The 25,449-nt window shown below is 46.3% G+C and carries 20 protein-coding genes; 12 read left to right on the top strand and 8 right to left on the bottom strand.

Annotated elements, in window-relative coordinates; all coding sequences use genetic code 11:
• Positions 1-11 precede the first annotated feature (11 nt).
• From V1225_RS11185 to V1225_RS11160, 6 genes are all read left to right on the top strand, one after another.
• Positions 12-1,289, top strand: coding sequence for a hydroxymethylglutaryl-CoA reductase, degradative (locus V1225_RS11185; RefSeq protein ID WP_338546475.1), 1,278 nt, complete (start codon positions 12-14; stop codon positions 1,287-1,289).
• Position 1,290: 1 nt separating this feature from the next.
• Positions 1,291-2,895 carry an amidohydrolase gene (locus tag V1225_RS11180; protein ID WP_338546474.1) on the top strand — a complete coding sequence of 535 codons (1,605 nt, stop codon included), beginning with the start codon at positions 1,291-1,293 and terminating at the stop codon, positions 2,893-2,895.
• Positions 2,896-2,976: 81 nt separating this feature from the next.
• The gene (locus tag V1225_RS11175; protein WP_338546473.1) at positions 2,977-4,368 is read left to right on the top strand and encodes an amino acid carrier protein; all 1,392 of its coding nucleotides are present in this window, start codon (positions 2,977-2,979) and stop codon (positions 4,366-4,368) included.
• Between the two features lie 119 nt (positions 4,369-4,487).
• The gene (locus V1225_RS11170) at positions 4,488-5,684 is read left to right on the top strand and encodes a CoA transferase (RefSeq protein WP_338546471.1); all 1,197 of its coding nucleotides are present in this window, start codon (positions 4,488-4,490) and stop codon (positions 5,682-5,684) included.
• Positions 5,684-6,460, top strand: coding sequence for an enoyl-CoA hydratase/isomerase family protein (locus V1225_RS11165; RefSeq protein WP_338546470.1), 777 nt, complete (start codon positions 5,684-5,686; stop codon positions 6,458-6,460). The genes V1225_RS11170 and V1225_RS11165 overlap by 1 nt, the downstream gene beginning before the upstream one ends.
• 93 nt (positions 6,461-6,553) lie before the next feature.
• Positions 6,554-8,128 (top strand): amidohydrolase, encoded by a 1,575-nt coding sequence (locus V1225_RS11160; protein WP_338546469.1) that lies wholly within the window; start codon positions 6,554-6,556, stop codon positions 8,126-8,128.
• 56 nt (positions 8,129-8,184) lie between these two features.
• On the opposite strand, the gene V1225_RS11155 is transcribed toward V1225_RS11160, so the two are convergent.
• From V1225_RS11155 to V1225_RS11120, 8 genes are all read right to left on the bottom strand, one after another.
• On the bottom strand, positions 8,185-9,333 hold the full coding sequence (locus tag V1225_RS11155; RefSeq protein WP_160201127.1) for a DHHW family protein: 1,149 nt from the start codon (positions 9,331-9,333) through the stop codon (positions 8,185-8,187).
• Between the two features lie 192 nt (positions 9,334-9,525).
• Positions 9,526-10,920 (bottom strand): MBOAT family protein, encoded by a 1,395-nt coding sequence (locus tag V1225_RS11150; protein WP_161907876.1) that lies wholly within the window; start codon positions 10,918-10,920, stop codon positions 9,526-9,528.
• Positions 10,907-11,368 (bottom strand): DUF4358 domain-containing protein, encoded by a 462-nt coding sequence (locus tag V1225_RS11145; RefSeq protein WP_160201125.1) that lies wholly within the window; start codon positions 11,366-11,368, stop codon positions 10,907-10,909. The genes V1225_RS11150 and V1225_RS11145 overlap by 14 nt, the downstream gene beginning before the upstream one ends.
• A complete protein-coding gene (locus V1225_RS11140) occupies positions 11,368-12,075 on the bottom strand; it encodes a GDSL-type esterase/lipase family protein (RefSeq protein ID WP_160201124.1) in 708 nt (235 codons plus the stop codon). Before V1225_RS11140 ends, V1225_RS11145 begins: the two co-directional genes overlap by 1 nt.
• 266 nt (positions 12,076-12,341) lie before the next feature.
• Positions 12,342-13,412 carry a 3-isopropylmalate dehydrogenase gene (gene leuB / locus V1225_RS11135; RefSeq protein WP_338546467.1) on the bottom strand — a complete coding sequence of 357 codons (1,071 nt, stop codon included), beginning with the start codon at positions 13,410-13,412 and terminating at the stop codon, positions 12,342-12,344.
• A gap of 15 nt (positions 13,413-13,427) precedes the next feature.
• Positions 13,428-13,916 carry a 3-isopropylmalate dehydratase small subunit gene (leuD, locus tag V1225_RS11130; RefSeq protein ID WP_160201122.1) on the bottom strand — a complete coding sequence of 163 codons (489 nt, stop codon included), beginning with the start codon at positions 13,914-13,916 and terminating at the stop codon, positions 13,428-13,430.
• Positions 13,916-15,196, bottom strand: a complete 1,281-nt coding sequence (leuC, locus tag V1225_RS11125; RefSeq protein ID WP_338546465.1) for a 3-isopropylmalate dehydratase large subunit — start codon at positions 15,194-15,196, stop codon at positions 13,916-13,918. The genes leuD and leuC overlap by 1 nt, the downstream gene beginning before the upstream one ends.
• 395 nt (positions 15,197-15,591) lie before the next feature.
• Complete coding sequence (locus V1225_RS11120) at positions 15,592-17,301, bottom strand: 2-isopropylmalate synthase (protein ID WP_161907873.1); 1,710 nt, start codon at positions 17,299-17,301, stop codon at positions 15,592-15,594.
• Between the two features lie 511 nt (positions 17,302-17,812).
• Here V1225_RS11120 and ilvB point away from each other — a divergent pair.
• The 6 genes from ilvB (at position 17,813) to V1225_RS11090 (ending at position 25,341) form a co-directional block, all read left to right on the top strand.
• A complete protein-coding gene (gene ilvB, locus V1225_RS11115; protein ID WP_160201119.1) occupies positions 17,813-19,474 on the top strand; it encodes a biosynthetic-type acetolactate synthase large subunit in 1,662 nt (553 codons plus the stop codon).
• 12 nt (positions 19,475-19,486) lie between these two features.
• A complete protein-coding gene (gene ilvN / locus V1225_RS11110) occupies positions 19,487-19,993 on the top strand; it encodes an acetolactate synthase small subunit (protein WP_160201118.1) in 507 nt (168 codons plus the stop codon).
• Between the two features lie 21 nt (positions 19,994-20,014).
• Positions 20,015-21,010 (top strand): ketol-acid reductoisomerase, encoded by a 996-nt coding sequence (gene ilvC / locus V1225_RS11105; protein ID WP_161907872.1) that lies wholly within the window; start codon positions 20,015-20,017, stop codon positions 21,008-21,010.
• A gap of 18 nt (positions 21,011-21,028) precedes the next feature.
• Positions 21,029-22,699: a dihydroxy-acid dehydratase gene (gene ilvD / locus V1225_RS11100; RefSeq protein WP_338546463.1), complete on the top strand. Its 1,671-nt coding sequence runs from the start codon at positions 21,029-21,031 to the stop codon at positions 22,697-22,699.
• A 495-nt stretch (positions 22,700-23,194) separates the two neighbouring features.
• Positions 23,195-24,406, top strand: a complete 1,212-nt coding sequence (gene ilvA / locus V1225_RS11095) for a threonine ammonia-lyase (protein ID WP_338546461.1) — start codon at positions 23,195-23,197, stop codon at positions 24,404-24,406.
• Positions 24,407-24,558: 152 nt separating this feature from the next.
• The gene (locus V1225_RS11090) at positions 24,559-25,341 is read left to right on the top strand and encodes a hypothetical protein (protein WP_251630490.1); all 783 of its coding nucleotides are present in this window, start codon (positions 24,559-24,561) and stop codon (positions 25,339-25,341) included.
• The last annotated feature ends 108 nt before the right edge of the window (positions 25,342-25,449 follow it).

Here is a 25,449-nt window from a genome sequence, read left to right as displayed (position 1 = left end):
GAGATGATAAGATGAAAACAAGTAGCTATTCCGGCTTTTTCAAGCTGGATACAGAGGCAAGAATGCGGGAGGTTGCCGAATTCGCGGGACTTTCTATCGCAGAACAGGAAGTTCTCAGAAGCGCGGATTCTTTGGACATGGACAAGGCGGATCACATGGTAGAAAATGTAATCGGCAGATTCGCGCTGCCGATGGGTGTTGCCATTAACTTTATCATAAACGGTAAAGACGTGGTAATTCCCATGGTGACAGAAGAACCGTCTGTCATTGCGGCATGCAGCAATGCGGCAAAGATGGCAAGAGCGGCAGGCGGCTTTACAGCAAGTACCTCCGGCAATATCATGATTGCGCAGATTCAGATGCTGCGCGTACCTGTGCCTTTTGCAGCAAAGAGTATGATTTTAGAGAAAAAAGAGGAAATTTTGCGAATCTGTAACGAAAAAGATCCAGTTTTGGTCAGCTTTGGCGGAGGCGCAAAAGATGTGGAGGTCAGAATCATAGATTCGGCGGAAGGTCCTATGGTGATTGTGCATCTTCTGGTGGATACCCTGGACGCCATGGGCGCAAATGCGGTAAACACCATGGCAGAAACAGTTTCTCCTTACATAGAGGAATTGACCGGCGGCATTGCGGAGCTGCGGATTTTGTCCAATCTGGCGGACAGGCGTGTGGTGCGGGCAAGAGCAACCTGGAAAAAGGAAGCAGTCGGCGGCGTCGAGGTGGTGGAAAAAATTCTCAGCGCTTATGCCTTTGCGGCGGCAGACCCTTATCGGGCAGCAACTCACAACAAAGGGATTATGAACGGAATTATTCCGGTGGTGCTGGCAACGGGAAATGATACCAGAGCCATTGAGTCCGGCGCCCATGCTTATGCGGCAAGAAACGGAAGATATACATCGCTGACCACATGGGAAAAGAATGCGGAGGGAGATTTAGTTGGCTGTATTGAAATGCCTATGGCGGTCGGACTTGTCGGCGGTGCTACCAAAATCCATCCGTCGGCACAAACAGCCGTGAAAATTTTAGATGTAAAAACTGCTGCAGAACTGGGACAGATCATCGCATCTGCCGGTCTTGCAAATAATCTGGCGGCGATGAAAGCGCTTGCGACAGAGGGCATCCAGCGGGGGCATATGTCTCTGCATGCGAGAAATTTGGCCAGCACTGTAGGTGCAAAGGGTGAAACGCTGGAGAAAATCGTGAAACAGATGGTGGCAGAGAAAAACGTACGCATGGAATATGCGGCAGAACTTTTCGAACAGTATAAAAAGCAAGGAGATGAAGGCTGAATTGAAACAGAAAGTATTTATCAATGGTAAGATATTCACCTCAAATCCAAAGAGGCCGTATGCGGACTGCTTTGCAGTAAAGGACGGAAGAATTACTTTTATTGGAGACAGCAGCGATTTGCCGGAATATGACTGTGAAATTGTGGATTTGAAAGGAAAGCGCGTCATTCCCGGCTTTGTGGATACCCATATGCATCCGGTCATTTTGGCAGACTGCGCGGCGAAGATATCCTGCCTGCCGCCGGTGGTTCACTCCATCAAAGAACTGCAGGAGGAAATTTGCCTCGCAGCGTTAAAGAAAGAACCAGGAGAATGGATTTGCGGCTGGGGCTATGATGAAGAAAAGTTTGCGGAACATCGCGCGCCAAACCGGTATGATCTGGACAAGGCGTCAGCGGATTATCCCATCGAACTGCTTCGTTCCTGCTCTCATATTCGGAGTGTCAACAGTAAAGCGCTGGAACTTGCAGGGATTACGAAGGATACCCCTGATCCGCCAGGCGGAGAAATTGAACGGGATGCGGAAGGCGTGCCGACGGGGATTCTCAAAGAAAATGCCCGCCATCTGGTCGGCGCGGTTTTGCCGGACAAATCCAGAGAGGCCATCGTGGACGGTCTTGTGGATCTGGGAAAGCTGCTGCTTTCTCAGGGGATTGTAGCGGTGACGGATATGGGAAACCTGGATGCAGTGGATTATTTCGATTATTATCAGGAAGCGGCAGAGAAAGGATTCCGGCAGGATGTAGGCATGTACTATATTTGGGATTTGATTCGTAAAAATCCTGATTTCCGGTGGGACGCTGAGAAAGCAGACAAATCCAGGCAGATTCACAGAAATGGAATTAAGCTGATTGCAGACGGCAGTATCGGCGGCAGAACGGCATGGATGGACAGACCCTATTTGGGTTCCTGTGACGAATGTGGCATTTCTGTGTGCAGCGACGAGGAAATCGAAAGCGCCATGAAATTTTGTCAGAAGCATCAGTGCCAGCTGGCTGTGCACACTATGGGAAAACGGGCAATCGACCGGATTGTGGATCTTGCGTATCAGACCGGATCGTGGCTTTGTGATATGCCGTCTGTTCGCATGGAACATATTACAGAACCGTCTCAGACTGCCATTGAAAAGGCGGCAGCAGGAAAAATTGCTTTTGCAACGCAGATGATTTTCCTGTATGCTGAAATTGAGAGTTATCGAAACAATTTGGGTATGGACTGGATTAAGGAGACCTATCCCATTTCTCATATGCTGGACTGTGGCGTGAAAGTGGCGCTGTCAACGGACGCGCCGGCAACCTCCTGGGCGCATCCGTCCGATCCGTTTCCGAATCTCAAGTGCGCGGTATCAAGAACGGCGTACGATGGAACGGACTGCGGTGAGAAAGGCAGCATCGATATAGAAACAGCCATCAGACTCTATACGAAAGAGGGCGCTGAGATTGCGGGGTTTTCTGATATCGGTCAGCTGGCAGAAGGCTTCCGGGCAAATTTTGCGGTATTGTCAGAGGATATTCTGCATGTACCGCCAGAACGTTTTCCTGAAATTCAGGTGATGCAAACCTATATGGACGGCGAATGTGTGTATGACAGGACAAAGGATCAATAAAGCACAGATCCGATTTTTATCCTTACAGAATATCTTTTCCAAATATATTGTAGTAGAAAGGAAAAAACGATGCAAGCTATTATGAATTTTTGTATTGCGTGCGCCAACTGGTTTTGGGGACTTCCCATTCTGATTTTAATCGTTGGCGGCGGATTATATATGAGCCTTCGATTAGGCTTTCCACAGATTACAAGGCTCCGCTACATCTGTTCCCAGACTTTTGGCAAGATGTTTGTGAAAGCAGAAGCCGGTAAAATATCTCCTTTTGCGGCAACATGCTCTGCGCTGGGATCTTCCATCGGCGCGTCCAATATCGTGGGCGTTCCGGTAGCCATTGCACTGGGCGGACCGGGGGCAATCTTCTGGATGTGGATTATCGCCATTGTCGGCTGCTGTACCAAATATGTTGAAATTGCTCTTTGTATGAAATACAGAACGAAAAACGAAAACGGCGAATGGGTCGGCGGTGCTTTCAGCTATGTCAAGGAACTGTTCGGTGGGAAAAAGGCAGGACGTGCTATTGCGATTTTCTGTGCGTTTTTTACCATGATTGCGGGAATTCCGTCGGTGGCTTCACAGACGCTGTCCGCCAGTGCACAGGTTGCGGTATTTGGCATTAATGGTACGGTATTCGGTATCATTGTTGCGGCGATTGTTGCGCTGATTGTCTTCGGCGGTATTAAGAGAATTGCCAGTGTTATGGAAAAGGCAGTGCCAATCATGGCAGCGATCTATTTGCTGGGCGTTATCATCATTTTAGTGTGCAACGCTGGTGAGATTCTTCCTTCCCTGGGCAGTATCTTTGTTTATGCGTTTACACCGCACGCCGCAGTTGGTGGCTTTGCCGGTTCTACCGTTGCGCTGGCGCTGCGCTGGGGTTCCGCAAGAGGTGTATATTCCAACGAAGCAGGCTTTGGTTCTGCACCGTCAGCCCATGCGGCAGCTGATGTTGACCATCCGATTCGGCAAGCGATGTGGGGTGTCTTTGAAGTAGGCGTAGATACGATTTTAGTCTGCACGGCAACGGCGCTTTCTGTATTGACAACCGGTGTATGGAAGCAGCCGGGTGTAGATGCCGGCGCGTTGGGGCAGGCGGCGTTCCATACAGTATTTGGCGCGGCAGGAGATTACTTTGTGGCAATCTGCGTACTGCTCTTTGTTATTACAACGATTACCGTAGTCATTTTCTACGATGAGAGACAGGCGGAGTTCCTGTTTAAAACGCCAAAGGCCGGCGTTGCATGGAGATTTATCGCCATTGCGACCATGATCATCGTAACCTTCGGTATGGAACTGACTGTAGTATACCAGCTTAACGATTTTGTCAATGCTTTGTTCATCATACCAAATATGATTGCGATTATCTGGCTTGTACCACAGGTTGTAAAACTGCAGGATGAATTCTTCCATACACCGGGTAAATATTATCTTGCTGATATGGAAGCAAAGAGAGCCAAGAAAGAAACGAAATAACGATTATAACACAAGTGAAATGAATTCTATAAAATAAAGACCTGTCTTGTTTTGGATCCATACCGGAAAGTCACTGAAAAGTCAGGCTTTCCGGTATGAGTTTATGGAGGAAAAAGAAAATGAAACCACTGGAAGGTGTAACGATACTGGATTTAACAAGAGTTGTTGCAGGACCTTATGCAACGATGATATTAGCCGATCTTGGCGCCAGAGTGATTAAGATTGAAAATCCCGGTGATCCGGACTATACACGGGATTTTGAGCCATATCTTGTAGATGGAGATAAGCGGCAGAGCGCTTTCTTCGCCCAGTATAACAGGAATAAAGAGGCAATCACGTTGAACTTGAAAGAGCCGCGGGCAAAGGATATTTTCCGGCAGATGGTTCAAAAAGCGGATATTGTTGTGGAAAATTATCGCGCCGGCGTAATGGATAAGCTGGGTGTTGGTTATGAAAATTTGAAAACGTACAATCCGAAGTTGGTTTATACAGCAATTTCGGGATTTGGACAGACGGGACCGTATTCGACATGGCCTGCATATGATAACAGCGGGCAGGCGCTCAGCGGGCTCTGGTCCATGAACGGTATGCCCGGTGAACCGACCAGAATCGGTACGATTATTGGAGATCTGGCGGCAACTTTTTTCGGCGCGATTGGAACTCTTTCTGCGTACATTCACGCGCAGAAAACGGGACAGGGGCAGCTGGTGGATGTGGCGCAGCTGGACGCCTCTCTGGCGCTGACAGAAAATGCCGTTTCCAATTATACGGTGGGAGGCCAGGTGCAGGTGCCTATTGGAAATGATCATCCCCTCTGCAGGCCTTATGGGAAATTCAGAGCAAAGGACGGCGAAGTCTTCTTCGGCGGCTATACAGATCGTTTTTGGAAGACGACCTGCGAGTTCTTTGGCGAACCGGAGCTTTTGCAGGATCCTGAAATTGATACCATGGCAAAGCGCTTTGACGAAGAAGTTTACAATAGGAGAATTTTGCCGAAAATCAATCAGTGGTTTTCTGCGTATACCTGTCAGGAGCTGCAGGACGCACTGGCGGAAAAATTGCCACTGACAGCCATTCATACGATAGATCAGGTGCTTTTAGATCCGCAGCTGAATCACAGGGACATGTTTATCGACTATGCTTACGGAAATGCTCACGGCAAGCTGTTCGGAACACCGGTTAAATTGAGTGAAACGCCGTGTGATACTTCGGGCCGCGCGCCGGAGATCGGAGAAGGCAACGCCCGAATTTATCAAGAGTTTTTGGGATATTCGGAAGAAGAAATCCGTGTGCTTTCAGAGGAAGGAGTTTTGTGATGACGCATATTTCTTATGAGGTGAAAGATGGGATTGCAGTGATTTGGTTTAACAGACCGGAAAAGCTGAATACCCTGACGCTGCAGATGTATCAGGACTTAGGAGAGGCTTTTGAAAAAGCGCAGAAGGATGACCATGTAGCAGTATGCATTTTGACAGGAACAGGAGAGAAGGCTTTCTGTGTCGGGGCGGATCTGACGGAATCCATTCCGTATTTGGGACAGGGACATTATATCGACGAGTGGGACGCAGCACATTTAAAGCACAGTGAGTTGTATAAACCGCTTATCTGTGCGGTCAACGGACTTTGCATGGGCGGCGGTTTTGAAATTATGCTGGCATCGGACATCAGGGTGGCATCCAGTCAGGCGGTATTTGCTCTGCCGGAAGTTTCGCTGGGAATCGTGCCTGCCGGCGGCACACTGGTAAGATTGGCAAGACAGATTCCCTATGTCAGAGCAATGGAACTGATTTTAAGCGGCGAGAGGATCGATGCGCAAAAGGCGTTAGACTATGGACTTTTAAATGCGGTGGTACCGCCTGAACAGGTGATGGAGAAAGCCATGGAGATGGCAAAGAAGCTCTGCGCCTGCAGTACAAGGGCAGTGCAGACGGCAAAGGAATCTGTGCTGAAGCTGAGAGAAATGCCGGCTGAACAGGCTTTTGAGACGGAGGCGCTGCTGGGGTATAAAGCCTTTACCAGTGAAGACGCAAAAGAAGGATTGGCAGCCTTCTATGAGAAACGGAAACCGGACTTTCCGTCGAAGAAGTGGTAAATAAATTGTGCTGATTTTGCTGGAATTTATTGTTTACAGTGGGAAAAGGAAGCTGATATAATAAATGTATTATCACAGAAGGAGATTGCATTTATGGATACCATTTTCTACAACGGAACAATTTATACGCAGGATCAGGCATATCCTGCATGCAGCGCTATAGCAGTGAAAAACGGCGTGATTGTAGCGCTGGGTAGTGACCAGGAGATGCTGGCGCTGGCAAGCAGCAGGACGGAGCGGATTGACCTTGCCGGAAGCTTCGTGGTGCCGGGATTTATCGACAGTCACCTGCATTTTATTTACGACGCCATGGTACGGCGAACTATCGATCTGTCAGAGACTAAGTCACTGTCAGAAGCGATGGAGCTTTGCCGCAGCAGGGTTTCTGAAATCAGCGAGAAGGGTGGATGGCTCCTGGCAGGAGGCTTCAACCAGGACGACTGGATAGAAAAAACCATGCCTACCAGGACGGATCTAGATGCGATTTCAGAAGAGGTGCCGGTGGTATTGCAGAGAGCTTGCCTGCATATTTCTGTTTGCAATACAAAAGCGCTGGCGCTTTCGGGACTTTTGGAAAGCTGTCCGGACGGTATCGTCAGAGAACAGATGCAAAACGCCATTTCTGAGGCGGAGCCGCTGCCGGATTTAGATGAACTGAAGGAACTGATTCAGGATGCGGCGCGCGCTGCCGCAAGAGCCGGTATTACGGAAGTGCATACCGATGATTTTACGGTGCTGCCGGGCACCTGCGGGAAACTGATTTTACAGGCGTATAGAGAACTTTCCGAAGCAGAAAAGCTGGATGTGCGGATTTATGAACAGTGCAATCTGGAAACCCTGCCGGAGCTGAAACAATTTCTTGCAGCAGGGCACAGAACCGGCGATGATTACGGTTTTTTCAGAATCGGACCGCTGAAGATTATTACAGACGGATCTCTCGGCGCCCATACGGCGGCTATGCTTGCGCCGTATTGCAACGCGCCGGAAACCTGTGGCGTGCTGAATTATACCGATGAGAAACTGCAGGAGATGATATCCTTGGCGCAGGAGTACGGAATGCAGATGGCGATTCATTGTATCGGCGACGGTGCGCTGGAACAGACGCTGAATGCGCTGCGCAGGGCGCATTATGAGAATCCAAAGGCGAATCTTCGCCACGGGATCGTCCATTGCCAGATTATGAGCGAAAAGCAGCAGGACTGGTTTCAGAAACTGAATCTGCTGGCATATATTCAGCCGATTTTTGTCCGCTATGATATGCATATCGTAGAAGACTGCGTAGGAGAGGAACTGGAGGCTACCAGCTATAACTGGCGAAGGTTTGCTGAGCTGGGCGTGCATCAGTGTGCAGGCTCCGACTGCCCGGTAGAAAAATTTGATATCCTGCCCAATCTGCAGTATGCGGTAACCCGTAAAGACCCGGTTTCCGGCAAGACCTGGTATCCCCAGTACGGGTTGACCTTAGAAGAAGCGCTGCAGGCGTTTACCTATGAAGGGGCGTATGCAGGATTCAGCGAAGGCGTGCGGGGTACGATTTCTGTCGGCAAATATGCGGATTTGACCGTGCTTGACAGAAATCTGTTTGAAATTCCCGCGGAGGAAATTTCCGAAGCAAAAGTTGTTCTAACTATGACAGGCGGGAAGGTAACTTATCGCGCTATATCATAAACAAAAAGAACGCCCTGTGGTTCATACATGCAGGGCGTTCTTTTTATTTATCGTATTTACGCTGTCAGCATCATTTCCAGCGAGTTGTCTGCAAAGAAGGTATTGGCATTGTAGAGGAATAGTACATCCGTGATGCCTTCTGATTTAATGATATCGTTGATATCATCAAAGAAATAGCGAGGATCGACGACGACGATTTCGCGGAAATTCTGTGCAAGGAACGGAATCATGCTGTTAGCGTAAGAATCCTTGACCAGCAGTAATTTTTTTTCGGAGGCAGTAGGGGTTTTGATGGTGTACATCGGATGGTTGCTGCCGCCGAATACGGTATAAGCGTCTTTGGTATCCAGATTGTCAAGCTGGTAAAACTCCGTTGTCTTCGTTTTGGTATCCGCATAGTAAATGACGGAATTATGGTAATCTTTGTCTTTATTTGGCAAGTAAATGGTTAGCGGGTCATTTTGACCGTTGGTGAAACCGCTTTTGGAAGCCAGGGTGCCGCGAAAATCGTTTTTTACGACATAGCGTTTATAGCTTACATTATCGGTCAGTTTCATAATGGAAACAGCTTCTTTATATGCGAGAAACGCACCGTCGGTGGTCCAGTGATGGTCGGTTCTATAGTAGAGCTGTGTATTTTGCTTTGCGTTTTTGGTTAAGATGGAACGCACATCAATAGGCTTGATGCCGCACTCTTCGACTCCTTTATAAAACTGATTAATGGATTGGTTTTGATCTGCAGTGATTACGGTTGCAGGCAATTTGTCGCACAGAATATTGGCGGCATTTGGCGCCAGCATAAAGTACATGTTCAGTTTTTTGTACTGGCGTTTGAACTGAGTCAGACTGGAGAGGGTGGATTTCATCCAGTGCTCTGAAGGTTCCGTGATAGATTCCATCAGGTAGTTATCTTTGCAGCGGTAGACGCCGCCTGATTCCAGCTTGCCGCAGGTCACGTCAGATGCTGTTTTGATTTTTATGAACGTATTTCTGGCAGGAAATTGGTCGTTGACATAGGATTCCAGTTTTTTTTCATAGCGACCTTCCACATAAGAAGAAAAGGTGAATGTCGGTTTATCCTGTAGTACTCTGTTTTCTTCTTCTGAAAAACTTTGATCACTGCTGAACAGATTGCAGAGGAAGACCCCCGCAAGAACAGCGATGAAACAAAGCCCTAATATTGTATCGGTTAATTTTTTGTTCATAATTGATAATCCTTTTTTTTGCAATTTATATTACCGTTTGGCAGTTTGCTCGTCCTCTTGGGACGGAACCATTATACGACTAAATCCTGCCAATCAAGCTTCGCCGTGGGCTTGCTTTCTTGGGGATTTAAAGCATAAGGTCCGTCAGACCAATCGAACTTCGCCATTGCTCGTCCTCTTGGGACGGAACCATTAGAACCTAAAATACAGAAACGGGTTATAGCTGCTGAATACTAGGTAAGCAGTGCACAGGGCAAGGAGTCCCAGTAATAGCAGGGTACTGAGCAGTCCATTTCGTTTGCGCAGGATTTCAAACTGCTTCATTGGTTCTGGGGTCGCAATGAGAATTCCAAGCAGCAGGAATACCCAGTTGGTGCGCAGCAGGTATAGCGTCATAGTATCTGCAAGGGGAACACCGCCTGCGCAGAAGAGCACTTGCAGATACTGCAGTGCGCCGGTTAAGGTTTCACTGCTGAAGAAGACCCAGCCGATGGCGACGATGAGCATCGTATAGATATGCTGGACAGAGGCGGGACATTTTTCTAAATGATTTCCCAGGAAATATTTCTCAAGAATCAGCAGGATGCCATAGTAAAGACCCCATGCAACGAAATTCCAGCTGGCGCCGTGCCAGAGTCCAGTCAATGACCATACAATCAGCAAGTTGAGAATATGCCGCTTTGTGGAAACACGATTGCCGCCCAGCGGGATATAGACATACTCTCTGAACCAGGTCGATAGGGACATATGCCATCTGCGCCAGAATTCGGTAACGGTTTTGGAAATATACGGGTAATTGAAGTTTTCTAAGAATTCAAATCCGAACATTTTGCCAAGACCGATTGCCATATCGGAATAGCCGCTGAAATCGAAGTAAATCTGCAGAGTATAACAGATGATGCCGATCCAATAGGTGAGTACAGAAACTTGCTGGTCGGGCAGTGCAGTCACAGCAGCGTGAATTGCCCCCAGATTATTGGCGAGAATGACTTTTTTGCCAAGTCCGATCAGAAAGCGGCGTGTACCTTCTCCAAATTTTTCCAATGTGAGGGTTCTTTCCTCGAGCTGTAGTGCGATGTCTTTGTATTTGACAATAGGACCTGCAATCAGCTGCGGGAAGAGGGCAAGATAGAGTGCAAAATGCAGCAGGTTTCGCTGTACGTGCACGTTGCCTCTGTATACATCGAAAATATAGGAAAGTGCCTGAAAGGTATAAAAAGAAATACCGATGGGCAGTGCTAGCGCTGTATATTTGATTTCAGTACCAAGCAGGTCGTTTATGGTGTCCATGAGGAAGCCGTAGTATTTAAAAAAGCACAGGATAAACAGATTGACGATAACTGTAAAAATCAGTGTGCTTTTTCCGGTTTTGTTATGAATCTGTTCACGCCTGATATCGATTGCCATAAGATAATTGAAGACAGCGCTGAACAGCATCAGGATCACATAAATCGGCTCTCCCCAGCTATAGAAGAAAATGCTGGCAATGAGCAGAACCGGATTTTTTAGTCTGCGGGGGACGATGGTGTAGATGAACAACGTCACCGGCAGAAAGTAAAATAAAAACAGGATACTACTGAACAGCATCGCAGAACACCTCCCCAAATTTTTCTGCATGTTGATCAGTGCAGTAAAATAAATAATTTCCTTTTGTGATAATCACGGCATCTGAAAGCAGCGCAACCTGCGCAGGACCGTATCCATCAAAGGTTGCGGTTTGCGATGCGATGCGTTTTTCGACGGCATCTTTGACCCCATCTAAATCAGATTTTTCATGGGCTTTTACAATCAGTACTTCATCGACGCTGAGCGCCTCTTTTCCTTTATAGTAGAGGTGAGAATCGTACTGTTCATAATCCAGACCAAAAAACTGCATCAGATTTCGGTTATCACACTTTGTCATGTGGGTCATATCGCATGCTGTGGTCAGTTGTGTTTCAATATCCTCCATGGGAATATCGTTTGCACCGGCGCTCTCATAGACACCGGCAAGAAATAAAATCAAAATTAGGACGAAAACTGCTTTTTTAATCATTATATGCCTGCCTTCAGAATCATATTGTTCATCCAGAGCGGGTAGTAATCGGCTGTGACATGGATACCGTCGCCGGCATAAAACTCAGGATGTTCTTCTATGATATAAGTATTGTCAATATAGGTTAATTTTAAATCCTTGCACATCTGTTTCAGAGCGTTGTTAAATTTCTTGTAATTGCCCAGGATTGGATTAGAGGCAATTGCGTTTTTGGTCGGCGGTGTAATCCCATTAACCAGAATGATTGTATTTGGAGAGATTTTTTTAAATTCCTGAATCAGAGTGGTATATTTCTCAATAAATGCATCCGCATTGCCGTTATAATTTCCCATGTCATTCATGCCGAAAGAGCAGAATGCAAATCCTGGATAAGTATTTGCGGCAGACGTGAATAGGTCGTCGCCGCTGATAATGGACGCGCCGATTTTACAGAAAACCTGCTCATTTCCTAGCCAGCCGTAGTCAGCAAGCCCCTCAGTGATAGAATCGCCGAGAATGGCGCTTGTGGAGAAGATTTTTCTATACTGGTCTTTGGAAAGTGTTTCCGTTACATCAAAAGTACCGTGGGCTTCTGTAATTTCCAGATTTTTAATCTGTGCCTCGATGGTCGTAACCTTGGAATAATCAAAGGTTGCAATGGTAGAGATATTTGTCCTGATTTTCTTTTCGCTGTATGCAGCGTTTTCGTTGCTTTTAAAATATTGCATAAAAAATAGGCTTACCAAAAGGAGTAAGACTATGATAAAAATCAAAAATTTTTTGCTATTTGTTTTCTTTTCTTTTGTCATGATGTGTAGTCCCCTTATTATTAGATGTATATATAATGATAGCAAAACCGGAGGGAAAATCAATAGGAATTTGTTGGATTTTTTCTTAATAATTCTTAAGCCTGGTGAAACGAAAAAAAAAGTCCCGCAGTGCGGGACTTGCACCAGGAGACTTTTTAGAAATAGATAGTTTCGAAAAGGGTGAACTAGAGCAGTTGCGCAATCAAATCCCCGGCTTCTTTTGTGCCGATAGAAGGACCGCCCGCCGCAATGTCCGGCGTTCTGTATCCTTTGGCTAAGAATTTTTTGACAGCGTTTTCAATGGTGTCTGATTCGGCAGTCAGTCCGAAGGTATAACGCAGCATCATGGCGGCAGAGAGAATCGTGGCAATCGGGTTTGCCAGATTCTGTCCTGCGATGTCAGGTGCAGAGCCGTGGACTGGTTCGTACATGCCGAAATTGCCTTCCGCCAGACTTGCCGACGGCAGCATACCGATGGAGCCGGTGATCTGGCTTGCCTCGTCGGAGAGAATATCGCCGAAGATGTTGCTGGTGACGATGACGTCAAACTGCTTCGGATTTCGCACGAGCTGCATAGCGGCATTGTCTACATAGAAATTTTCCAGTTCTACTTCCGGATATTCTTTTGCGACTTCACCTACAATCCGTCTCCAGAGGCGAGAGCTTTCTAGAACGTTGGCTTTGTCGACGCTGGTTACCTTTTTGTCCCGCTTCATCGCCATATCAAAAGCGACTTTCGCGATGCGGCGTACTTCTTCTTCTGCGTACTGTTCCACGTCGTAGGCGGCAGGACCCAGGTCAGTTTCTGCGATGGTACCTTTTTTGCCGAAGTAAATGCCGCCGGTCAACTCTCTAACTACAGCGATATCAAGACCGCCTGCTAAAAGTTCCGGTTTCAGCGGGGAAGCGTCAGCCAGTTCATCAAAGACCATGGCAGGGCGCAGGTTAGCGAAAAGTCCCAGGGCTTTGCGAAGTCCCAAAAGCGCCCGCTCCGGGCGTTCGTCACCCGGCAGGTGATCCCATTTAGGACCGCCTACAGCGCCCAGCAGGACGGCGTCAGATTTTTTGCAGATTTCAATGGTCTCCGGAGGCAGGCACTGACCCGCTTCGTCGATGGCGTTTCCGCCGGCAAGGACGTAAGTGTATTCAAAGGTGTGCCCGAACTTTTCTCCGATTTTATCTAATACTTTTATCGTCTCGGCGATGACTTCAGGTCCGATGCCGTCGCCTTTGACTACAGCAATTTTATAATTCATTGATCTTTCTCCTTGTTATTTGTTGGAATTGACATAATTAACCAGACCACCTGCGCCAATCATTTTCTGCAAAAATTCCGGGAATGGCTGTGACTGATACTCAGCGCCTTTGGTCCGGTTATAGATGACGCCGGTCTGAAAATCTACTTCCACGGCGTCGCCTTCCGCGATGTCTTTGGCGGCTTCTTCACATTCCAGAATTGGAAAGCCGATATTGATGGCGTTTCTATAGAAAATTCTTGCAAAACTCTCTGCGATTAAGCAGCTGACGCCCGCCGTTTTTAGTACCAGTGGGGCGTGCTCTCTGGAAGAACCGCAGCCGAAGTTTTTACCGGCGACCATGATGTCGCCAGGTTCCAGTCGTTCCACAAAGGTTGGATCGATGTCGACCATCGCGTGGGTTGCCAGTTCCTTTGCGTCAAAGGAATTTAAGTATCTTGCGGGAATGATGACGTCAGTGTCTACGTTATCACCATATTTCAAAACTTTGCCTTTTGCGTCCATTATTTTTCTCCTCCAATCTTTTCAGGATTTGCGATATAGCCTGCCAGAGCGCTGGCTGCAGCAACTTCTGGGGAAGCCAGGTAAATCAGGGATTCCACATCGCCCATACGACCCACAAAGTTTCTGTTGGATGTGGATACGCATTTTTCGCCTTTGCACATGACACCCATGTGACCGCCCATGCAGGCGCCGCAGCTAGGAGTGTTGAAGGCGCATCCTGCTTCTACGAAAATCTTGGCAAGACCTTCTTCCATACACTGCAGGAAGATTTTCTGAGTAGCAGGGATGACCATGACGCGGACTTCCGGGTGCACGGTTTTTCCTTTCAGAATTGCCGCCGCTTTTCGCATATCGCTCATGCGACCGTTGGTGCAGGAGCCGATGACAACCTGGTCAATCATGATTTTTTCACCGGCTTCGACTTCGTCGATGGTGTGGGCGTTGCCCGGCAGGTGCGGAAATGCTATGGTCGGTCTAATCTCAGCAAGGTCGATTTCGATGGTTTGTTCATAGATTGCGTCGTCATCTGCTGTGAAAATCTGGTAGTCTTTTCCCGGTGCGTGTTCTTCCATGTAAGCGATGGTCTGTTCGTCGACCGGGAAGATACCGTTTTTAGCGCCGGCTTCGATTGCCATGTTGCAGATGGTGAAACGATCGTCCATGGTTAAGTAGCAGGTGCCGTCGCCGACAAATTCCATGGATTGATATAGAGCGCCGTCTACGCCGATTTTTCCGATGATGTGTAGGATGATGTCTTTGCCTGTTACATAGCGGGATGGTTTATTTTTCAGTACGAATTTGATCGCGGTAGGCACTTTGAACCATGCCTGACCGGTCGCCATACCTCTTGCGATGTCGGTGGTGCCGACGCCGGTGCCGAATGCGCCTAGCGCGCCGTAGGTGCAGGTGTGAGAGTCAGCGCCAATAATACATTGACCGGCATAAACGATACCCTGTTCAGGCAGAATACCGTGTTCTACGCCGCATTTTCCCTGAACCATGTGGTGGGTGAGACCTTGTTCTCTGGAAAAGTCCTGAATATCTCTGGCGTTCTGTGCGGACTTGATATCTTTGTTCGGCGTGAAATGGTCTGGAACCAGTACGACTTTGTCCTTGTCGAAGACTTTATCCGCCATTTGCCGGAAGATCGGCAGCGCCATAGGACCGGTAATGTCGTTTGCCATTACCACGTCCAGATTACATTCGATCAGCTGACCGGCCGCGACAGTGTCGAGACCGGCATGGGCTGCTAAAATTTTCTGTGTCATTGTCATTCCCATTGTTCTGATTACCTCCTGTGGAATTGATGGGGTTGGGGTTTCGGATGTGAAGTGCAGGTTCTTGCTGCGTTGTGCAAAATGCCTTATATTTGCATGAAATGCACAACCTTTGAGCGCTTTGATTCGTTTGGGTTGTGCAGATAGCTCTGATTTTGCGGGATATGCACAACTTTTGAAACTTTGTAAGCCTTATAGTTGTGCAAAATGGCTTGTATTTGCATGAAATGCACAACTTTTGAGGGTTTTGATTCGTCTGGGTTGTGCAGATAGCTCTGATTTTGCGGGATATGCACAACTTTTGAAACTTTGTAAGCCTCATAGTTGTGCAAAATGGCTTGTATTTCGCAAATCTGCACAACTTCAAGAACTGTATCGTTAATTACATCGCTTGTTCATTACTTCACGAAATGAATTCGCTTGTTCATTCGGTTCAGTGCGCTGACCAGTGCATTGACGGAAGCGAGAATGATATCGGCATGGGTACCGACGCCCCAGTAGTAGTTGTCTTTTTCATCAGCGATGCAGACATAGGCAGCTGCTTTGGAATTGGAATCCGCGCTGATGGCATGTTCTGAATAGGTGATGAACTTATAGTCAAAGTGATATTCGGTCTTTCGAAGCGCATTGCTCACCGCGTCCAGACGACCGTTTCCTTCTGCTTCCAGATTGTAGCTTTGTCCGTCGATCACAGCACGCATTCTTACGCCGTACACTTCATTGTCATCCTTAGTAGAGGAGAAGTGGCTGAAGGATGCATCTGTAATGTCGATCGGCGAAAAGTCATTGATGTATTCTGCCTTGAACGCTTCAAAGATTTCTTCGGGTGAAAGTTCTTCGTGGCTTTTGTCGGAAATATCCTTCATCATGTAGCCGACTTCGCTCATCATATTCTTTGGAATTGCGTACCCGAAGTTATGTTCCAGAATATAGGCAACGCCGCCTTTGCCGGACTGGCTGTTGATTCTGATGACGTCGCCGTCGTAGGCTCTGCCTACATCATGGGGGTCAATTGGCAGATAAGGTACCGTCCATCTGTTTGGATCTGTTTCTTCTCTCCATTTCATGCCCTTGGAAATCGCATCCTGGTGAGAGCCGGAGAACGCCGCGAAGACCAGTTCGCCGCCGTAAGGCTGACGCGGATCAACGTGCATGCCGGTATATTCTTCGTACTTCTCTACAACTTCTGGCATATTGGAAAAGTCCAGACAAGGATCGATACCGTGGGTAAACATATTCATGGCAATGGTGATAATATCTACATTGCCGGTGCGTTCACCGTTTCCGAAGAGGGTACCCTCAATTCTGTCACCGCCTGCCAAAAGCCCCAGTTCAGCATCGGCAACGCCGGTGCCTCTGTCGTTGTGTGGGTGCAGGGAGATGAGAACGTTTTCTCTGTTATGTAAATGTTTGCTCATGTATTCAATCTGGTTCGCATAAACGTGCGGCATAGACATCTGCACAGTAGCTGGCAGGTTGATGATGACTTTATTATCCGCTGTCGGCTGCCAGATGTCGATGACTTCGTTGCAGATTCGTTCTGCGAACTCAATTTCCGTTCCTGTAAAACTTTCCGGAGAATACTCGAATTGGAATTTCGTCTCTGGGAATTTTGTCGCGTATTCATTCATCAGCACTGCACCATCTTTGGCAATTTGAATAATCTCTTCTTCGGAAGCCCGGAACACCTGCTGCCTTTGGGCAAAGGAAGTGGAGTTATATAAATGTACAATCGCTTTCTTTGCGCCGCGGAGGGCTTCAAAGGTTTTGTCGATGATGTGCTTTCTGGACTGAGTCAGCACCTGTACGGTCACGTCGTCGGGAATCAAATTCTTTTCAATCAGAGTACGGGTGAATTCATATTCAGTTTCGGACGCGGCAGGGAAGCCAATTTCGATTTCTTTAAAGCCGAGGGAAACCAAATACTGGAAAAAATCCAATTTTTCTTCCAGGCTCATGGGAACGACCAGCGCCTGGTTTCCATCGCGTAGGTCAACGCTGCACCACATCGGCGCTTTTTCGATGTGATCTTTTTTCGGCCATTCCATCTGAGAAATGTCCATCGGCGGCGTAAAGTAGCCGGGTCTGTACTTTTCAAAGTTTTTCATGTTGTAATACCTCCGTTTGTATATCAGTGTAGGAAAGTAGCTTAGCGGTTAGGGCATAAAAAATCGTCTCTTTTGACGATTGTTCCAAACCGCAAAAGAGACGAAAACTTGTTACATTGATGTAAGAACCTTGTTTCCGCGGTACCACTCTTTTTGACACGCTTTTTCTATATATAATGTAGAAAAGTGCGCGCCCACTCTTTGAACGCTGCTCGGGGGTGAGACACTATAAAAGGTTTACGGACTTTCACCAAACGCCGCTCTCTGCAAAACCAACATTATAGCTTATTCCCGTCTTGGCAGACGTAAATTTCAGCTATTTAATAATATAAAGGATAAAGTCATAATTGTCAACAGTAAAATTTGTGTTTTCACAAAATAATTGAAAATATTTTTTGTTGGATTACAACAAAAAATATTGAAAAAAAGTGTTGACATTTACATACTTGCGGCTATAATAATATAAGGGCGAAAGAATGCCCATAAGATTCTAAAGAAAAGGAGAGAGAGTATGAAATTGACAGGATCACAAGTGGTGATAGAAGTATTGCTCGATCATGGCGTTGATACTGTATTTGGATATCCAGGCGGCACTGCACTGAATATCTTTGATGAACTTTATAAGTATAGCGACAGGGTTAAGCATGTACTCACTGCCCACGAACAGGGTGCTTCCCATGCGGCTGATGGCTATGCCAGAGCCACAGGCAAAACTGGTGTAGTTTTTTCCACTAGCGGACCGGGGGCAACCAATCTGGTCACCGGCATAGCGACAGCATTTATGGACAGTATTCCAATGGTTGCCATTACAGCCAATGTTGCCGATTCCTTAATCGGAAGAGACGCATTCCAGGAAATCAGTATTACCGGTGTCACGCTTCCTATTACGAAGCACAATTTCTTCGTAAACAGGATAGAAGATCTTGAACCAGCACTTCGAGAAGCTTTCAAGATTGCAAACAGCGGGAGAAAGGGTCCTGTCCTCGTGGACATTACGAAGGACGTAACTGCTGCGAGCATTGAATATACAAATAAACCACCGCTTCAGCTGAAACCGGTGCCGCAGATGGACAAGGAAGACATTGATGCAATTGTTGCTATGGTTAATGAGGCAGAAAGACCGGTTGCATATATTGGCGGCGGTGTAGTTGCTTCAGGCGCAGAGAAGGAAGTAGTTGAATTTTTGGAGAAAGCAGATATTCCTGCGACATACACCTTGATGGCGGCTGGTGTAATCGGCTACGACCATGAGCTGAATCTTGGTCTTGTAGGTATGCACGGAACCGCAGCAGCAAACAGAGCAATCGACCAGGCTGATTTGGTTATTACACTGGGAGCAAGATTCTCTGACCGTGTAGCTTTGACACCAGAGAAATTCGGCCGCAGAGCAAAGATTGTACAGGTTGACATCGACCGCAGTGAAATCAACAAGAACGTTATGATTGATAAGTGCTGTGTCGGCGATGTAAAGGAATTTTTGATTCGCGCACTGCCTGAAGTAAAGGCACAGAAACATGAGTCCTGGCACCAGGAGGTTCTCACTTGGAGAAATACCGCAAAAGTGGTCAGATCCGGCGAATGCGAGCTGCACCCGAAAGATATTATCGATACTCTCTGCGATATGACCGATGAAAACACCATTTATGTAACTGACGTAGGTCAGCATCAGATGTGGTCAGCGCAGTATATCAGACATAATAAGGCGAAGAAGTTCCTAACAAGCGGCGGACTGGGCACCATGGGCTTTGGCTATGGCGCAGCAATCGGTGCAAAGCTGGCTTGTCCTAATGACAGAGTGATACATATTACAGGCGACGGTTCTTTCCATATGAACCTGAATGAGGCATGTACTGCAGTAAGTCAGAACTTGCCAATTATCACCATAATCATGAACAACAAGGTGCTGGGTATGGTTTACCAGTGGCAGACTCTATTCTATGATAAGCGTTATTCCAACACCACACCGGAAAGGAAGACCGACTTTGTAAAACTGGCAGAAGCCTTTGGCGCAAAGGGATTCCGTGCGGATTCTGTAGAAGAACTGAAGGCCGCAATGGAGCAGGCTCTGAAGGAAGAAGGCCCGGTTTGGATTGACTGCACCATTTCCAGAGAGGAAAGAGTGCTTCCGATGATTCCAAACGGTAAAACCGTTGAAGATATGATTATTGACTAGGGAGGGAACGCAATGCATAAACCATTAAAGAGAGAAATCGTCAGCGTTCTTGTCCTGAATCAGGCAAACGTATTGACGAAAGTTGTCAGCCTTTTCGGCAGAAGAGGATTTAATATTGATTCTTTGACAGTGTCTGCAACCAATGATCCGACCCTGTCCAGAATTACCATCGTATTCAGTGCGACTGAACAGTCTATGCAGCAGATTATCACCCAGACTGAAAAGCTGGAGGTAGTAAAAGAAATCTATATTTTAGATCAGGAATACAGCCTTTATAGAGAACTGCTGCTGCTGAAAGTTGAAGCAGCACCGGCACAGCGTGCTGGAATCAAGGAAATCGTAGATATTTACAGAGGCAAGATTGTAGATCTTTCCAGAGACAGTATGATTATCGAGTTGACCGGAACACCGGAGAAAATCGACGGGTTTATGAAGGTTATTGCTGAATACAATGTGCTGGAAGTCTGCAGAACTGGTATTACCGGCATTGAAGGCAATACCGCAAAAAAAGATAATTAATTTTAAAGGAGATAGATAAAAATGATTACGAAGTATTATGACCAGGATTGTAACTTAGGTTTGTTAGACGGCAAAACTGTTGCCATTATCGGATTCGGAAGCCAAGGCCATGCACATGCAATGAACCTTGCCGAAAGCGGTGTGAACGTAGTAGTAGGTTTGAGACCGGGTTCCGCTCATGCTGCAAAGGCTGAAGCTGCTGGAATCAAAGTTTTGGGCATCGAAGAAGCTGCAGAAGCAGGCGATATCGTTATGATGCTGACACCGGACGAATTGCAGGCAAAGATTTATAAGGAACAGGTTGAAAAGCACATGAAGGAAGGCAATGTACTCGCATTTGCTCACGGCTTTAATATTCATTTTAACCAGATTGTTCCTGCTAAGGACATCGATGTTATCATGATTGCGCCAAAAGGACCTGGACACACTGTAAGAAGTCAGTATGTAGAAGGCAAGGGCGTTCCTTCTCTGATTGCTGTTTATCAGGATGCTTCCGGCAAAGCGAAAGATTATGCGCTGGCTTATGCAAGCGGTATCGGTGCTGGCAGAGCAGGTATTTTGGAAACTACATTTAAAGAAGAAACTGAAACTGACCTCTTCGGTGAACAGGCAGTTCTGTGCGGCGGTGTAACTGAGCTGATGAAGGCTGGCTTTGACACTTTGGTAGAAGCAGGATATGAACCGGAAATGGCTTACTTTGAATGTATCCACGAAATGAAGCTGATCGTTGACCTGATTAACGAAGGTGGTTTCGATAAGATGAGATATTCCATCTCCAACACTGCTGAATACGGTGATTACAGAACCGGCAGAAGACTGATTACAGACGAAACCAGAAAAGAAATGAAAAACGTTCTCAGAGAAATTCAGGACGGTACTTTCGCAAGTGAATTTATTCAGGAATTCAACGCTGGTGGAAAAGCGAGATTCCTTGCAACCAGAAAGATGGAGGCTTCCCACCTGCTGTGCAAGGTTGGCGCTGAACTCCGTGCTATGATGAGCTGGTTAAAGAAATAAAGAAAGGTTACAGTTATTATGTCAAGAAGAAGTGATAACGTAACCAAAGGCGTAGAAAAGGCTCCGATGCGAAGCCTTTTTTATGCTATGGGTTACACGAAAGAAGAACTGGAACGTCCGCTGATCGGTGTGGTTTCTGCACACAGTGAGATAGTTCCCGGACATATGCATTTAGATAAAGTGACCGAAGCAGTAAAAGCTGGTGTCAGAATGGCAGGTGGCACACCGATTATGGTGCCTGCTATCGGTGTTTGTGATGGTATTGCTATGGGGCATATCGGTATGAAATATTCTCTGGCAAGCCGGGAACTGATTGCAGACAGCGTAGAAACTATGGCAAATGCGCATCAGTTTGATGGTCTGGTTTTGGTTCCGAACTGCGACAAAATCGTACCAGGCATGCTGATGGGCGCACTGCGTCTGAACATTCCAACTGTGGTTTGCTCCGGAGGTCCTATGATGAGCGGACTTGTAGGCGGTGTAGAGACATCTCTTTCCAAGATGTTTGAGGCAGTCGGCGCTCGCAAGGCGGATATCATCGATGATGAAGGGCTGCTGGAATTTGAACAGAATACCTGTCCGGGCTGCGGTTCCTGCTCCGGTATGTATACGGCAAACAGCATGAACTGTCTATGCGAAGCGCTGGGCATCGCACTGCCGGGCAACGGCACAGTTCCGGCTGTACACAGCGGCAGAATGATGATTGCAAAGCACGCAGGCATGGCAATCATGAACCTGGTTGAAAAAGATATTAAGGCCAGAGATATTGTAAACGAAAAGGCAATCAGAAACGCTCTTGCCTGCGATATGGCGCTGGGCTGTTCTTCAAACAGCGTATTGCACCTTTTGGCAATTGCTCACGAAGCAGGGGTAGAGCTGAATCTGGAGTTGTTCAACGAAATGAGTGCAAAGACACCGAATCTGTGTCATCTGGCGCCTGCTGGCGGCACACATATGCACGACCTGAACAACGCAGGCGGTGTGCAGGGGGTTCTTGCTGAACTTTCCAAAAAAGGCCTCATCGATACGACTCTTTTGACCGCAAACGGAAAAACTGTAGGCGAAAATATTGAAGGAAAGGGTTCGCTGGATTCGGGCGCAATGCGTCCTTCTGACAATCCGTACAGCGAAACAGGCGGACTTGCTATTCTTTGGGGCAACATCGCAAAGGACGGCTGTGTTGTTAAGAAAAGTGCAGTCGCACCGGAAATGCTGACCCACAGTGGTCCGGCAAGAGTTTTTGACTGTGAAGAAGACGCGATTGATGCAATTTACAACGGAAAGATTGTAGACGGCGACGTAGTCGTAATCCGCTATGAGGGTCCAAAGGGCGGTCCGGGCATGAGAGAAATGCTCAATCCGACCAGTGCCCTTGCAGGCATGAAGCTGGATAAAACCGTAGCACTGATTACAGACGGCAGATTCAGTGGTGCAAGCCGTGGCGCTTCTATCGGTCACGTTTGTCCGGAAGCTGCCAGCGGTGGCGAAATTGGACTGCTGCAGGAAGGTGATATCATCGAAATCGATATTCCAAACTCCAGTGTCAATGCAAAGGTTTCCGATGAAGAATTTGCAAAACGGCGTGAAACTTATGTGCCGCGCGAGCCGAACGTAAAGAGCGGCTGGCTTTACAGATATTCCAAGATGGTTGCACCGTCCAACAAGGGTGCAGTCATGCTGGAAGACTAACCTGATTGATAATAACGGGGTTGTTGCAGAAGCAATGACCCTGTTGTGATTGTCCGGGGCAACAAGGTTTCTGGACACCCATCCCAAAGTTTTACTTTATGGAAAGGTGGGATTGGTATCTGTGGTATGGAACACGGGAAGGCATGAACGCTTTTTTCTATTTTATATTGACAAATTTCGTTAATTTACGAGATTTTGTCAATAAACAGGCTGAATTCTTACCTAGGATGGCTTAAATATTGCCAATGTTGACAAAAAAACGAGAATCTGTCAATTTAGTCAATGTTTCACCGTAAAAACATTGACAGGATTGACACTTTTTTTGATTTCTGTCAATATTGGCAATAAAGTGGCTGCTTTACATATGAATTCGAGCAGAAATCACGATGACCATTTTTCACAGGCTTGCCGTGACGGAATACAGTTTTTCCTTGCAGTGCATACACACAAGGAGTATAATAATTCCTAGAGATTTTTTGGAAAGGAAAACAGAAGATGTTAACATTAGATAAATTTGAGCAGGCGACGGAGGTCGTAAAGAAAGTTGCGGTAGCGACTAATTTGCTTTACAGTGACTATTTCAGTGAACAGACCGGAAATAAAGTCTATTTGAAGCCGGAAAATATGCAGGTGACCGGTGCATACAAAATTCGAGGCGCGTATTATAAAATTAGTACATTAACAGACGAAGAACGTGCAAAGGGGTTGATTACAGCTTCTGCTGGCAATCATGCCCAGGGGGTTGCTTATGCGGCAAAGGCTTATGGCTGTAAAGCGGTTATCGTTATGCCGACTACTACGCCTTTGATGAAAGTGAACCGTACAAAGAGCTATGGTGCGGAAGTGGTTCTCTACGGTGATGTTTATGACGAGGCTGCAGCCCATGCAAAGCAGCTGGCGGAGGAGAAAGGATATACTTTTATTCATCCCTTTGATGATCCAGCAGTAGCAACAGGTCAAGGAACCATCGCTATGGAAATCATTAAAGAATTGCCTATAGTGGATTATATCCTGGTTCCTGTTGGCGGCGGCGGTCTTGCGACTGGCGTATCAACGCTGGCTAAAATGCTGAATCCAAAGATTAAAGTTATTGCCGTTGAACCGGCAGGTGCAAACTGCCTGCAGGCTTCGCTGAAAGCTGGTGAGCCAGTAACTCTGCCTACAATCAGTACAATTGCTGACGGTACAGCTGTGAAAACGCCGGGTGTCAGTATTTTTCCTTACCTTAAAGAAAACATCGATGATATCATTACAGTAGAGGACGATGAATTGGTGGTAGCTTTCCTAGATATGGTAGAAAATCACAAGATGGTTGTAGAAAACTCCGGACTTTTGACGGTGGCTGCACTGAAGCACCTGAAGGTAAAAGGAAAGAAAATTGTTTCCATTCTCAGCGGTGGCAATATGGACATTATAACCATGTCTTCGGTAGTACAGCACGGACTGATTCATAGAGAGCGAATCTTTTCCGTATCTACGCTTTTGCCGGACAAGCCAGGTGAGCTCGTTAATGTAGCAAGTATTATCGCCAAAGAGCAGGGCAATGTTATCAGACTGGATCATAATCAGTTTGTCAGCACCAATAGAAATGCGGCAGTGGAACTGAAAATTACCATTGAGGCATTTGGTTCTGACCATAAGAAAAACATCATTGAAGCGCTGGCTGCTGGCGGATATAATCCAAAAGTCATTAGCGTAATGATGTAAAAACGTGAAAAAGAAGGATTGCGCATTTGTTTCAAAAGCAAGTGCGCAGTTTTTTTATGAATAAAACTTGTAGGCAGATTGAAAATTACCATTGATTTCCCCATACAACAGCAGTATAGTGAAAATTATAACAGGAAGGAGATGGTAATATATTGTATAATAGTAAATTATATGCAGAAAAAGAACTAGAATATCAAAGGGAGCTCGCAAAGCGTTATCGGAAAGAGTTGAAGCGCTTACCGGAAGGAAAACTTTCGGTTAATACTGTAAAAGGAAAGCCTTACTATTTTCACCTGTCAAATGGAGAGCGGAAGTATTTGGGCAGTGGAGAAAATGAAGTAGTAAAAGATTTACAGAAACGATACTATTTAGAAGAAGCACTGAAGAGAATTGATTCAAATCAGAAGCTTCTTCAGAAAATAGGACAGGAGTACATATCGATAAACTTAGAAGAGATGATGACACAGTCACCGAAAGCTTATAGAGAAATGCCAATCGATTATTTTAATTTAAGCAAACAAAATTCTTCTAGCTGGGGTAGTAGTAAATATGAAAGAAGTCAGAAATACTCAGAACATTTGGTTCATCAGACTTTAAAAGGTGATTTTGTCAGATCAAAATCTGAAGCCATTATTTCAAATATTTTCTTTACAAAGAAAATCGAATATAGGTATGAAGAAGTCATAAAAATTAATGGAAAAATAATTGTTCCTGACTTTAGGATTTTAGTAAAAAGTGAAAATCGTATTAAGCTTCTTGAGCATTTTGGAATGATAGGAAACGCTGAATATATGGAAGATGTCATGTGGAAAGTTAAGTTTTACTTAGAGAACGGATTCAAGCCGTGGGAAGATATTATTTTTACTTTTGAAGATATATACGGGAATATTAATACGCAGCTCATAGACAAGATTATTGAAGAGTTTTGCAGGTAAAGAGATATGTAGAGATGATACACAACTTTTGTGAGTTTAATCAGAGAAGAGTTTTGTAGACAGTTAATAATACACTAAATTAGCACAACTTTTTAGCCCGGAAATAAT

Origin of the sequence: Emergencia sp. JLR.KK010, assembly GCF_037018265.1 — a bacterium.
Lineage (GTDB): Bacteria > Bacillota > Clostridia > Peptostreptococcales > Anaerovoracaceae > Senimuribacter > Senimuribacter intestinalis.
This window is presented reverse-complemented; position numbering and strand designations above follow the sequence as displayed.